This is a genomic window from Acidithrix sp. C25, from assembly GCF_904848545.2.
On record NZ_CAJHCI020000010.1, the window covers coordinates 990,376 to 1,002,802 of the forward strand.

A 12,427-nucleotide genomic window follows, 5' to 3' on the forward strand; every position below is an offset into this window, starting at 1 on the left:
TCCATACTTATGACACCGGCAACAACGCCGGTTCGAGCTATGGAGAACCAGATGGAGAAACAGCTTTCACTTGAGGAATTGATCGTTTGTACGAGAAAAGCGATTGCTCCCCTTAACCACAGCAAGTCAACGCTGTGGCAGTACAACTACGGCTGGGAAGAACTGCGCTTTTATTTTATTGCCCATGGCTACGACTCATTTTCGATTGACCTGGCAGGTCGTTATGTTGATGAGGCCAGGGAAAAGTACGAAAAGGGTGCGTTGAAGATGTGGAAATTCAAGCTATTCCGCAAAACTACGGATCTTTTAGTTCAGTTTCATGTAAGTGGAACCGTGCAATGGAAGAACTTACCAAAATGGGGAAACCAAAGACTCAAAGAACAGCACTTCATCGACATTTATGACACTTACGTCCAAAAGCTAAGGATCGCTAGCTACGGGGAAGGAACCGTAGAGCTTTATGCCATCGTCGCCAAGGAGTTCTTCAAATACCTTGAAGACAGAGATATAAAGAGTCTTGGGCAGCTGACTCTAGCGGATATTAGCTTGTTCATTTCTGTTATTTCTGGGCCTATCAACCAACAAGTATGCGCACGGTATTGTCGGGGCTTAGAAGCTTTACCCGCTTTGCTGCAGAGAGCGGTCTCACCCCATCGGATCTAACAGCAGCTGTTCCGAAAAGCTTCGGGAGAAAAACCGCACTCATCCCCACGATCACAGCCGAAGAAGAAGAGTTACTGCTTGCAGCTGTCGATCGGACAACCACTGTCGGTAAAAGGGACTTTGCCATGCTTCTGCTGGCTCTGCGTCTTGGATTGCGCTCCATAGATATCATTCAGCTGAAACCTACTGACATCAAATGGAGGACAAACTCCATATCGATCATCCAGCAGAAAATACTGCGTCGCTTAGAGGTTCCGCTACTTACAGATGTCGGCAACGCAATCATAGATTACCTGCTCAACGGCAGGCCAGAATCGAATTCACCCTACCTATTTCTTCGAATTCAGGCCCCTTATATAAACATCGCGCCTCGTGGAGGCATCTATAACATGGTCGCTTTGTACATGGAAAAGGCCAATATACGCCAAGAGATAGGACAGCGGCGGGGTCCTCACTGTCTGAGACATTCCTTGGCCGCACGTCTATTGGCTGACGAAACTCCTCTGCCTGTAATCTCAGGTGTTCTTGGCCACGCAAATAAGAACAGCACCAAAGTCTATCTCTCTACCGATTCTGAGCATCTACGCCTCTGTGCGCTGGGGCTTGAGGGAATTGAAGTCAGCAGCAAGGCATTGTCATGAGCAAATTTTCAAGTAGCTTCAAAAAAGATCTAGAAGGCTTTGTTGCTCAGAAGCGAGCAGTTGGGTTCCCTTATGATACCGCGGAGCGAATACTTGGTGTCTTTGACAGATTTTGTTTAGAACATTATCCAGATGAATGTCTCCTAGGGATGGACATGGCAATGCACTGGGCACAAAAACGGCCGGGTGAACACGTCAACACGCTCACCCGGAGGATCACCCCGGTTCGCCAATTTGCGAAGTATCTACTTAGCTTTGGAATTGACGCCTATGTTATCCCAGATGGGATTCCAGCCAAGAGTGTCCGCTATGTGCCGCACGTATACACCAAAGACGAACTGAAGTCTTTTTTCTCGGTGCTCGACCAGTTCACCTACAACGTGAATTCTCCTACTCGCCATCTGGTTGCTCCGGTCATCTTTCGCTTGCTTTATTGTTGTGGCCTACGTTCATCAGAAGTCATCGGGCTGAAAGTACAAAACGTGGATCTTATTACCGGAACCCTGAGCATCTTGGAGTCAAAAGGACACAAGGACAGAATCGTGATGATGAGCCAAGACGTTCTTCGCCTTTGTCAGATTTATCATCAAAGAGTCAGTGTGATATGGCCCGAGAGGACCTATTTCTTTCCAAACCATCGTGGGGATCGGTATAGCAATGGGTTTTTATGGCATACCTTTCAAAAGTGCTGGAAGGAGGCAAATATAGGATACATCAGCGGAAATTCACCTAGAGTTCACGACTTTCGCCACGGATTTTCGGTTAATCGTTTGAATAAGTGGGTATCGGAAGGGAAAGACCTAAACGCATATTTGCCATACCTCTCGATGTACCTCGGCCATGCGCATTTAAGCGAAACTGACTACTATCTTCACCTTGTTCCGGAGTTTTTCCCGACCCTGATCGCTGCTAGCGAGCAACGGTTTGCTCATCTGATACCGGAGGTGAACCAATGAGCCAAGATGATCGCTTCTTTTGCTATGTGCGTGACTTTCTTTTGATATATCTACCCAAGAATCGCTGTTTCAGCGGGAACACGGTGAAATCCTACCGCGAAAGTATCACGCTACTTTGCGCATTTGTAAGTACAGAAAAGAAAATAGCTATTTCAGAGATCACCTTTGACTGCCTCAATCACATTCTCATCGGGGAATTCATAGTTTGGCTGGGTGAGAAACGAAACTGTGCCACCTCGACTCAGAACCAGAGGCTGGCGGCGCTCAAGTCATTTTTCAAGTATGCAGCTCAGCGCGATATCTCCCTGATGGCGGCATATGTGGAACTCTCTAAAGTTCCGCTAAAGAAGGCACCTGCATTACCTATGCGATACTTGTCAGAAAGCGCCTTAGAAGTACTGCTGCGACAGCCAAACGTAAAGACTCGACTTGGAATCCGTGATCAATTCTTTATGGTGCTACTGTACGACACCGGCGCCAGAATCCAAGAGATACTAGATCTTCGTCTTATGGATCTCCACCTAAGCGACACTGTTCCAAGTATTTACCTAACGGGGAAGGGACAAAAAACACGGGCGGTGCCACTGCTTTCAAAAACAGTCCGACATCTCGAGTCGTACATGGGATATTTCCATAACCCAAAGCCACACGACGTACAAGAGCTGCTCTTTTACACGGTGATAAAGGGTAACTCCGGCAAAATGTCACCGGATAATGTTGCATCCTTTCTTAATCGTTACGCGAGATCAGCAAGACAAATTTGTCCGGAAGTCCCCGAACGAGTCAACCCTCATCTATTTCGTCATACTCGCGCCATGCACTTGTACCAAGCAGGAATGCCGCTCTCGTATATCAAGGACTTTCTCGGCCATGCAAGTGTCAACACGACAGACATCTACGCCTCTGCTGACTTGAAGATGATGAAACAAGCACTTGAAAAAACGTATGTAAACGAAGATGCTCCTCGAGAGATGCCACTGTGGCAAGACAATGAAATACTGTTGATGCAATTATCTGGGTTGTAATAAACGAACTTGGTTATCCCGAAGATTTGCTTACTCTTGACACCCTGAACGGGACTTGTGAAATTAATTCGGGATAACTAAAACTTCGGGATAATCTTTTGGCCTGCGAACCCTGGTCGGAGCTATTAAAGTACCAAGATGGTTGGCAAATTCCTTGAAAGAATTATTTAGCCCTACTTTCGGCGTGCGTCATGAATGAAAGAGGTTGTAAATCATGTAGAAGCTGATAACAATCACACTGCAATGCTACATAGATGATGGAGGTAGGCCCTCCGGGATCGCCTTTTGGGAGGAGATTCCAAACCACCGTACGGGGCATTAGCTAAAGACTGTTGTCCAAAGCGGTACGGAAAAGTTAGAGCAATGACTCTTTCAGGTATGAGTTAAGAAGACGAGTGAAAACAAACCACTGACGAAGCGTTCGAAATTGGTATGGATGATGTCGAAACCGAGGGACGTCGAACTTTCGGGACAACTTGGAGACTAACCCAATTAGTGCTCCTTGGGCATCCGGCGTGTAGGTGGCGTGAGCTTAACATCAGGCGTTTATGTGGAACATGAGAACCCAGTCCTAGACGTTCTTGGCTAAGCCCACATGGGCTAAGCCCAAAGATGAGGAAAACCTACAAGTTGCAGATCAACAAGAGGGAAAGTACCAAATGCCTATGGATTGGGGGCGGACCATCCCGTAGTAGCTACGAAGTCCTTGTAATGAGGATGGAGCCAAAGAGATGGAGTAAACAGCAGATCTAGTTGTAATTGGCAAATGAACAACTTCTCAAGGTAAAAGTTGAGGGGGAGGGATCAAATGACAAGACCACGACAAGAAAAAGCTTTTGACAAAAGACAAGTACGTCGTACTTAAAGCATACAAAGAGGCAAAAGCCAATCACAATAGACACAAAGCGAGCACCAGGGATTGATAAGCAGTCCATCTCAGTCTTTGAGATGGATCTAAAGAACAATCTCTACCAACTCTGGAATCGAATGGCTTCTGGAAGTTATTTTCCAGCGGCAACTAGATATGTCGAGATAGACAAGTCAGATGGCGGTAAAAGAATCCTAGGTATTCCAACCGTCAAAGATCGCATCGCCCAAGGGGTAGCTAAAGCCTACATAGAGCCAAGATTGGAAGAGGTCTTCCACGAAGACTCCTATGGTTACAGGCCGAATCGCTCAGCCCATGATGCCATTGAAAAAGCACGCAAGAGATGTTGGAAGTACGATTGGGTCATTGATCTAGATATCAAGGCCTTCTTCGACACAATAGATCATGAACTGCTGCTAAAAGCTGTCTCTATGCACGTATCAGAGCCATGGATAATTCTCTACATCAAACGTTGGTTGAAAGCTCCAATGCAAAACAAAGATGGACAACTAATAGATCGAGAGCAAGGATTACCCCAAGGCGGGTTATGCGAAGCTTCGCATAACCCGCCTTATGTGAAGTAAACGATTATGCGAAGTTGAAGGACATACCCGCATTTCACGGTGGTATTTGGGTCTGATTTACTTCGCATAACGCCATGGTGTTCCAAAATGGAGTGGGAGATCCTTACGATCCCACAGTCCATTGAGGAGGCACTAAATTGATTCCTGAATCATTTTCACAATTGACAACTGACTTAGAAGCCGAGCTATATCGGCTGCACTATACCCAGGCCACTACCAACTACTATCGCCGCATGTGGGGCCATGTGGCAACGTTTCTTGAAAGTGAGGGGGCTCAGCAGTTCACTGAGGAATTAGGTCTGCGATTCTTAGACAAGCAATATAACTTCTTGGCTCATCAGCAAGCCGGAACGCTGACACAAAACATGATTACAGCTCTTAGAGCTGTCCGTATGCTGGGTGACTTTTCTCAGCACAGAAGCATTCTACGGCGATACTACAAGCATCGCCAACTATTACAGAGCGACGAGTTCACAGACACGGTGGCTGCTTATATCTCCATGTGTCAAACGCGCGAGTATTCGCAAGTCACTAAGGCACATTATCAACGGAGTGCAGAGAAATTCTTTAGTTTTTTAGAATCCCACACAGTGACCAATACCGTTCAGATTATACCAAAACACATAGGCGAATACGCTTCGACTTGGCTGGGATACAGCTCTAAGACAATAGAACTTGAGCTCACCGCGTTACGATCCTTGCTTCGCTTTTTATATGCGGATGGTAGGAACAATCGAGACCTCGCCCTGGTGGTCCCCACAGTCCACGTACACCAGCATGCCCGAATCCCCTCGGTGTGGAGTCCTGAGAATGTAAAAAAGTTATTGGATGTGATAGATCGAGGGAATCCTGCTGGCAAGAGGGATTATGCAATGATTCTTTTGGTAGCTCGCCTAGGCCTTCGAACTATGGACGTCAAGCACTTGCAATTTTCCAATCTCTGCTGGGAAACCAACCGTATCGAGTTCGTCGCTCAGAAAACAGGGCAAGCACTGAGCCTGCCTCTACTTAGTGATGTTGGGTGGGCCATTATCGATTACCTACAAAATGGCCGTCCGAAGGTGAGTTCGCCATTTATTTTTTTACGACATCTGGCGCCACTTGTACCGTTTTCAGATGACGATCATCTCCATCAAGTGATCAAAAAATATATGCAACAGGCTCATCTACCACTTTCACCCGACAAGAAACGTGGCATGCACTCGCTTAGACACACTTTGGCTAGCGTCCTCTTGGAACAACACACCCCGTTGGCAGTGATTTCCGATATTTTGGGTCACGCCAACTCAGATACCACTGCTATTTATCTTAAAATAGATGTGAATCGGCTCCGTGAATGCGCTCTCGATCTCGAAGAGGTGGAACTTTCATGACCACCTATACCTATCACAGCAGCCTGCACAGCCAAATCGAAGGAGTGCTCCGACAGAAGAAGGCTCTTGGCTACGATTGTGACGCCGTCGCGAGACTCTTTTACAAGTTTGACCAATTCTGCACAGCCTACGGTTACGAAGGGGCAGGACTAGACAAAACACTAGTCGAGGCTTGGAACGAAAAACGCTCCCACGAAGCTCCCGCTACATGGAAGAGAAGGATAAGTGTGGTCCGTCAATTGGCACTGTATATGGAGCGAATAGACCTTCCGGCATACGTGACACCAACTCATATCTATCGAGACGGACCCCGTTATGTCCCCTATATCTTTTCGAACGCGGAACTGAGTGCAATATTTCGACAAATTGACAACTGCACCTATTGTTCGACTGTTCCTTATCGAGAGTGGGTAATGCCTTTATTATTTCGTGTTTTATATGGTTGTGGTCTTCGACTCTCTGAAGCATTATGTCTGCGTCTGGCGGACGTTGACCTAGAGATGGGGGTACTTACAATTCGCGATGCCAAGTTTCACAAAGATCGTCTGATACCAATCACTCAAGATCTGTTACAACGCTCCAGGAAATACGCGAAACTTGTACATCAATATTCAAACCCTGATGCAGCGTTCTTTGTCGGCAGGCCTGGTCACCCCCTTACATCCGGTAATGTTTACAAGAACTTCCGCCGGTTCCTATGGCAAGCTGGGATTTCCCACGGGGGATGGGGCAAGGGACCTCGCGTTCACGACTTTCGTTATCCCAACCTTAATAAAATCCCAACCTTGGCCCCCAAAACGATCTGACACCGGCCAGCTTTGAGAGAAAAGGTTGGGATTTTATTTCATTGTATGCTCCACTTTGTCAATCTAAAGAAGGGCATTCCTATGGATATACAAAACCTGCGGGATCACTATCCCGAGCTTCTTGCCTACATGGAAGACCACGGCTACTCGAAACTCTACGTGGAACGGTTCGCCCGGGAGTTGAAACAAATATTGGCTCGGGCGGATTCCGCGGCCTGGTCCTGTTATGCAGATGTGTATCGGGACTATACCTACACCTCGCGCTCTGTCGGGTATCTCCGGGATAAACGCACGATCATTGGCGCTATTGAACAGTTTGATCTCTATCACCGATTCCCAGATGGTCGGCGGCGTCATGAGCTTTTTCCACGAGGCGCTTACCCATTACTATCACCCGAATTCCGATCGATCATTGACGACTACGGTGCCATCGCAGCCCAACAGGGCAAGAAACCAACCACCATCGACACCGAATCGCATCAGGCTGCGACCTTTTTCTTGGCCCTTCAGAACCAGGGCATCGATCGCCTCATGAACGTAACCCAAGCGGCAGTGCTATCGGTCTTTCTGTCTTCGGATGGCACCCTACGACGGAGTGCTTCGTACAAGAAAAGTGTTATGGCGGTCTTGAAAGCGGGTCTCTCCGACCACGAAGACCTGTGCAAGCGAATTTTGACCTTTCTACCGGCATTACGGGAAACGCGCAAGAACATTCCGTATCTCACCCCTGAAGAGATCGATAAGGTGAAGGCGGCCCTCGCACCCGAGAACCCCGCACTAACGCTGCGCGATAAAGCCATCGGGATGCTCGCGCTGTATACAGGGTTACGAAGTTGCGATATCGCGGCCATGACCCTTGATTGCCTTGATTGGGATCGGGACGTCATCACCATTCGCCAGCAGAAAACAACGGTGCCACTGGAGCTCCCCTTGACAACCGGCGTCGGCAATGCCCTCTATGATTTTCTAACCCATGAGCGTCCATCAACAGACAGTCGATACATTTTCCTGTCCCAACGTCGGCCCTATGAACGATTACAAAGTAGGAGTCTTGGCAACGTCGCAGCGCAGATAATGCGCTCTAGCGGCATCCGACAATCCTTTGGTGATCGACGGGGACTACATCTCTTTCGGCACCATCTAGCGACCACCCTTTTGGGCCAGGGCGTTCCCCAGCCGGTCATCAGCCGGACCCTCGGCCACACATCGCCCAATTCCCTAGGGCCCTATCTCAGCGCCGACTTTACACATTTGAAGGACTGTGCGCTCAGCATCGTGAGGTGGCCAGTGGCCGAGGAGGTGTTCTCCAATGACTGAGTTCACTTCGCACTTAGCGCCGCTCATTCTGGAATATATCACCTATCAAAAAGCATCCGGGCGATGGAATGACACATCGTATGGACCGAACCTCCTATTGTTCGATCGATACCACGAGGCTCATGATCCCGAAGCGACCTGCCTTTCCCAAGAGCTGATCGACACATGGTGTGTTGCCAACGAGATACCGAAACTAACAATTCGTGTCGATCCCGCATCTATGTGGTGGTTAGTTTCATCAGATACTGCCGGGCACGTGGCATAACCGAAGTGATACCGCCAGTTATGCCCAGGAAAGAGCCCCGTACATATATTCCCCATGCCTTCACGGAAGTGGAACTAACGAATTTTTTCCGAGCCTGTGACAACCTGCCTTCGGGTTCAAGCACGCCCGACCAACGGTTGCGTAAGATCACCATTCCGGTCTTCTTCCGGCTTCTCTATAGCAGCGGACTGCGTACGAATGAGGCTCGCCTGTTGCGGGTAGAAGATGTGGACTGGCAGCATGGCATTTTGAATATTCGCTATTCCAAAGGGCGTGCCCAGCATCACGTCGTGCTGGCCGACTCCATGTTTGATCTGTTGACCCGGTATGATGCGGCTATTTCCCGTTGGTATCCGAATCGTACCTATCTATTTCCGGCTCGCGGTGACTCATGTCACACTCGGCAATGGGTGCAAACGAACTTCCGAGTGCTCTGGGATCAATGTCACTCGTCGCATGCGACGGCATATGCCCTTCGGCACCATTATGCCATCACCAACGTCAATCGCTGGATCGATGTTGGTTTTGGATTCGATGCCAAGCTCCTCTATCTCTCCAAGAGCATGGGCCATTGCACGGTGGAAAGCACCAAGAATTACTATTGCCTAGTACCGGGACTGGCACAGATCCTTGAAGAAAAAACCAGCGCCGATTTCGATCAGATTGTTCCGGAGGTGGCTAATGAAAAAAGCTAACAATGAATCAATTCTCATTGCCCGTCACATCAACACATTTTTGAATACGTATGTTCTGTCCCAACAGACCTACAGTCAACATACTGCGAAATCATATAGAGATGCCATCGTCTTATATCTCGGCTTTTTGGAAAAGGAAAAAGGGATTCGTACCGAAACGCTAGGGGCCCCGTGTTTCAGCCGCGCCATGATCGAAGAATGGATGCAATGGCTCTTGACCGAGCGTGGCTGTAGCCCTGCCACCTGTAACAATCGCCTGGCCTCCATGGGGGCGTTTCTCAAATACATAGGAAGACAAGACATCGCACTACTGTACTTGTTTGAAGATGCCACCCTCATCCCAAGAATGAAGGACATGCATAAGCCCGTCCATGGAATGAGTAAATCAGCCATGCAGGCCTTGTTGGCCGTGCCAGATGGATCCACCAAGTCGGGACGGCGCGACCTAGCTCTCATGGTTACGCTATATGGCACTGCTATGCGCTTAGATGAGATCCTCTCTTTGACAATGGAACACCTGCATTTAGATGCCGCCAAACCGCACGTCACGATCGTCGGCAAAGGGCGCAAAATCCGCACTCTCTATCTGCTTCCGAGGGCTGTAGCCCATTTGAAGCAATACCTCAAAGAATTCCATGGGGATATGCCCCACCCCACTGCGTATGTTTTTTATTCCCGCAACATTGGGCCCCAGGGAAAAATGAGTCAGACAGCGGTCAACAAGCAACTAAAGAAACATGCCGGCATCGCCCACACACGGCGTCCTGAGGTCCCCCTGGATTTGCATGCCCATCAACTGCGGCATGCAAAGGCCTCCCATTGGCTAGAGGACGGAATGAATATTGTGCAGATTTCCTTTCTACTAGGCCATGAACAACTGCAGACGACGATGGTCTATCTAGACATTACTCTCGAACAAGAATTGCAAGCCCTGGCAACTATAGAAGACGAGAAAGACCGAACCGTCTCAAAGAAATGGAAAACGGGGAGCGGCGGCCTCGCTGCATTCTGCGGCGTAGCATCTCTGGAAAAGTGAAGAAAAAATCCCAACCTTTTCTCTCAAAGCTGGCCGGTGTCAGATCGTTTTGGGGGCCAAGGTTGGGATTTTATTAAGGTTGGGATAACGAAAGAAATCCAAACGTTTGGATTTCTTTCGCCATACCTATTCCGTGCATTGCTTACGTAAATGGGTTCGCGAAGGTAAGGACCTTGGCGCCTATCTACCCATTCTGAAAACGTACCTCGGCCATTACGAATTTAGTGATACCGCCTATTACTTAAGCTTGACGGCCGAACTCTATCCAGATATCACCGCCCAGATGGAACAGGCCTTTGGCTATATTATGCCAGAGATTGGAAGTGGCTCAAATGAAACCGACTGACTTCGCCCGAGCATTATCTACCTATTTGTCCCTCTATCTACCAGGCCACAGAAATGTCAGTCCGAATACGATTGACTCCTATCGGGATACCTTTAAGTTGTTTCTTGGCTACTGTCAAGGTGAGCGGCACTTAGCAGTAGAACGACTCACCCTTTGTGATATCGACGATCAGTTAATCATAGGGTTCCTCAACTGGTTGGAAGAGGAACGGCACAACGCTAAATCGACTCGTAACCAACGCCTCGCATGTCTACACGGGTTTTTCCGCTATTTACAAGTTCAAGACCCCGCTGGACTCTTGTCGTACCAGAGGATCCTGGCCATCCCTATGAAAAAGACACCGCAACCGCTCGTCAATCATCTCAGCGCCAACGCAATGCAGCTGATATTATCCCAGCCCAACCGCACAACACGTCAGGGACGGCGCGACACTACGTTGCTCGCTGTGCTCTATGATTCCGGTGCGAGGGTTCAAGAATTGGTCGACCTACGCGTGAGAGATGTGCGACTCGATCCTCCACCGGTTCTCTCGTTGACCGGCAAGGGTAGAAAAACTCGTCAGGTACCGTTGATGTCTCCTACACAAGCGTTGCTCAAGGCGTATCTAAAAGAGAATCATCTGGGTAGTAACCGAACCGATGATGTCCCACTTTTTTGTAACCGTCAGCATCAGAAGCTAACTTCCAAGGGCGTAGCTTATATTCTCGACAAATACGCGGCTTCTGCTCGATTGGTTTCACCAATCGTTCCAGAAGGTATAACTCCCCATGTTTTTCGTCATTCTAAAGCAATGCACTTGCTCCAAGCTGGAGTGAACTTGATCTATATCCGCGACCTCTTGGGGCATGTAGATATTTCCACTACCGAGATTTATGCCCGAGCCGATACCGAGTTGAAACGCCAAGCTCTCGAAAAGGCGTATCCCAACATGATCTCGCCAGATTTGCCCGAATGGAAGGACGATGCTAACCTCCTTGCCTGGTTGACAGGTTTTTGAGGAATTGATACCCGATTATGCGAAGTAAATCAGACCCAAATACCACCGTGAAATGCGGGTATGTCTTTCAACTTCGCATAATCGTTTGCTTCACATAAGGCGGGGTGATTTCTCCGATTTTGGCGAATCTGTTCTTACATTACGCTTTTGACAAATGGATGGTAAAGAACTTCCCGGATGCCCCGTTTGAACGATACGCGGATGACCTTTTGGTACATGTGGAAACAAAGAAACGAGCCGAAGAGATCCTAGAGGCTATAGGTCAGAGAATGACGCAGGTCAAGTTGGAGTTACATCCACAAAAGACCAAAATCGTCTATTGTAAGGACTCCAACCGTAAAGGAGAGTTCGAACAAATACGCTTTGACTTTCTAGGATTTACCTTTGCACCACGCTACGCCCGCAATAAGTTCAAGCAGCAGTTTAACAACTTCCTGCCAGCGGCTTCAGATAAAGCGGTAGAAGAAATGGGCAGAGAACTTAGGCGGTTTCGTATTCACCTCCAAACAGGCCAAACCATAGCCGAACTCGCCAGGCTTTACAACCCGGTGATCTTAGGCTGGATCAACTACTATGGACGCTTCTACAAATCCAGATTAGGCCAACTCCTCCGACGTATCAATATCTATTTGATTAGATGGGCACGCAAAAAGTACAGGCGACTTAGCATACGAGCAAATGCTTGGAAATACCTATCTCAAATAGCCGAACGTGAACCCAATCTTTGGGCTCACTGGTCATTTGGGGTAATACCAAAAGTCGGTTCGCTAGGAGCCGTGTGAATTGAGAGGTTCACGCACGGTTCTGTGAGAGCGGGGAGGGGAAGTTCCTCCCCGCCACTCGACAACCACCCCA

At 48.4% G+C, this 12,427-nt stretch carries 14 protein-coding genes; all 14 read left to right on the forward strand.

The window, feature by feature from the left end:
* The first annotated feature begins 51 nt into the window (after positions 1–51).
* The 14 genes from ACIDITHRIX25_RS80045 (at position 52) to ACIDITHRIX25_RS80110 (ending at position 12,354) form a co-directional block, all read left to right on the forward strand.
* Positions 52–663 (forward strand): hypothetical protein, encoded by a 612-nt coding sequence (locus tag ACIDITHRIX25_RS80045; protein WP_201733394.1) that lies wholly within the window; start codon positions 52–54, stop codon positions 661–663.
* Positions 600–1,304, forward strand: coding sequence for a tyrosine-type recombinase/integrase (locus ACIDITHRIX25_RS80050; RefSeq protein WP_201733395.1), 705 nt, complete (start codon positions 600–602; stop codon positions 1,302–1,304). Before ACIDITHRIX25_RS80045 ends, ACIDITHRIX25_RS80050 begins: the two co-directional genes overlap by 64 nt.
* Positions 1,301–2,260, forward strand: a complete 960-nt coding sequence (locus ACIDITHRIX25_RS80055; RefSeq protein ID WP_201733396.1) for a tyrosine-type recombinase/integrase — start codon at positions 1,301–1,303, stop codon at positions 2,258–2,260. The genes ACIDITHRIX25_RS80050 and ACIDITHRIX25_RS80055 overlap by 4 nt, the downstream gene beginning before the upstream one ends.
* A complete protein-coding gene (locus ACIDITHRIX25_RS80060) occupies positions 2,257–3,285 on the forward strand; it encodes a tyrosine-type recombinase/integrase (RefSeq protein ID WP_201733397.1) in 1,029 nt (342 codons plus the stop codon). The genes ACIDITHRIX25_RS80055 and ACIDITHRIX25_RS80060 overlap by 4 nt, the downstream gene beginning before the upstream one ends.
* A gap of 948 nt (positions 3,286–4,233) precedes the next feature.
* Positions 4,234–4,737, forward strand: coding sequence for a reverse transcriptase domain-containing protein (locus ACIDITHRIX25_RS80065; protein ID WP_201733398.1), 504 nt, complete (start codon positions 4,234–4,236; stop codon positions 4,735–4,737).
* 137 nt (positions 4,738–4,874) lie between these two features.
* Entirely contained in the window at positions 4,875–6,110 is a 1,236-nt protein-coding gene (locus ACIDITHRIX25_RS80070; RefSeq protein WP_201733399.1) for a site-specific integrase, read from the forward strand.
* The gene (locus ACIDITHRIX25_RS80075) at positions 6,107–6,916 is read left to right on the forward strand and encodes a tyrosine-type recombinase/integrase (protein ID WP_201733400.1); all 810 of its coding nucleotides are present in this window, start codon (positions 6,107–6,109) and stop codon (positions 6,914–6,916) included. The genes ACIDITHRIX25_RS80070 and ACIDITHRIX25_RS80075 overlap by 4 nt, the downstream gene beginning before the upstream one ends.
* Positions 6,917–7,150: 234 nt before the next feature.
* The gene (locus tag ACIDITHRIX25_RS80080) at positions 7,151–8,233 is read left to right on the forward strand and encodes a tyrosine-type recombinase/integrase (RefSeq protein WP_160291912.1); all 1,083 of its coding nucleotides are present in this window, start codon (positions 7,151–7,153) and stop codon (positions 8,231–8,233) included.
* The gene (locus ACIDITHRIX25_RS80085) at positions 8,226–8,498 is read left to right on the forward strand and encodes a hypothetical protein (RefSeq protein ID WP_201733401.1); all 273 of its coding nucleotides are present in this window, start codon (positions 8,226–8,228) and stop codon (positions 8,496–8,498) included. The genes ACIDITHRIX25_RS80080 and ACIDITHRIX25_RS80085 overlap by 8 nt, the downstream gene beginning before the upstream one ends.
* A 68-nt stretch (positions 8,499–8,566) precedes the next feature.
* Entirely contained in the window at positions 8,567–9,193 is a 627-nt protein-coding gene (locus tag ACIDITHRIX25_RS80090; protein ID WP_200891212.1) for a tyrosine-type recombinase/integrase, read from the forward strand.
* Positions 9,180–10,229: a tyrosine-type recombinase/integrase gene (locus ACIDITHRIX25_RS80095; RefSeq protein WP_201733402.1), complete on the forward strand. Its 1,050-nt coding sequence runs from the start codon at positions 9,180–9,182 to the stop codon at positions 10,227–10,229. The genes ACIDITHRIX25_RS80090 and ACIDITHRIX25_RS80095 overlap by 14 nt, the downstream gene beginning before the upstream one ends.
* A 133-nt stretch (positions 10,230–10,362) precedes the next feature.
* Positions 10,363–10,575, forward strand: coding sequence for a site-specific integrase (locus tag ACIDITHRIX25_RS80100; RefSeq protein ID WP_201733403.1), 213 nt, complete (start codon positions 10,363–10,365; stop codon positions 10,573–10,575).
* Complete coding sequence (locus ACIDITHRIX25_RS80105) at positions 10,562–11,572, forward strand: site-specific integrase (RefSeq protein ID WP_201733404.1); 1,011 nt, start codon at positions 10,562–10,564, stop codon at positions 11,570–11,572. Before ACIDITHRIX25_RS80100 ends, ACIDITHRIX25_RS80105 begins: the two co-directional genes overlap by 14 nt.
* Positions 11,573–11,676: 104 nt before the next feature.
* Complete coding sequence (locus ACIDITHRIX25_RS80110) at positions 11,677–12,354, forward strand: group II intron maturase-specific domain-containing protein (protein WP_201733405.1); 678 nt, start codon at positions 11,677–11,679, stop codon at positions 12,352–12,354.
* Positions 12,355–12,427: the final 73 nt, after the last annotated feature.

Coding starts and splice junctions, on each gene's coding strand:
- ACIDITHRIX25_RS80045 (WP_201733394.1), top strand. CDS start 52: ATGGAGAAACAGCTTTCACTTGAGGAATTGATCGTTTGTACGAGAAAA.
- ACIDITHRIX25_RS80055 (WP_201733396.1), top strand. CDS start 1,301: ATGAGCAAATTTTCAAGTAGCTTCAAAAAAGATCTAGAAGGCTTTGTT.
- ACIDITHRIX25_RS80060 (WP_201733397.1), top strand. CDS start 2,257: ATGAGCCAAGATGATCGCTTCTTTTGCTATGTGCGTGACTTTCTTTTG.
- ACIDITHRIX25_RS80065 (WP_201733398.1), top strand. CDS start 4,234: ATGGATCTAAAGAACAATCTCTACCAACTCTGGAATCGAATGGCTTCT.
- ACIDITHRIX25_RS80075 (WP_201733400.1), top strand. CDS start 6,107: ATGACCACCTATACCTATCACAGCAGCCTGCACAGCCAAATCGAAGGA.
- ACIDITHRIX25_RS80085 (WP_201733401.1), top strand. CDS start 8,226: ATGACTGAGTTCACTTCGCACTTAGCGCCGCTCATTCTGGAATATATC.
- ACIDITHRIX25_RS80095 (WP_201733402.1), top strand. CDS start 9,180: ATGAAAAAAGCTAACAATGAATCAATTCTCATTGCCCGTCACATCAAC.
- ACIDITHRIX25_RS80105 (WP_201733404.1), top strand. CDS start 10,562: ATGAAACCGACTGACTTCGCCCGAGCATTATCTACCTATTTGTCCCTC.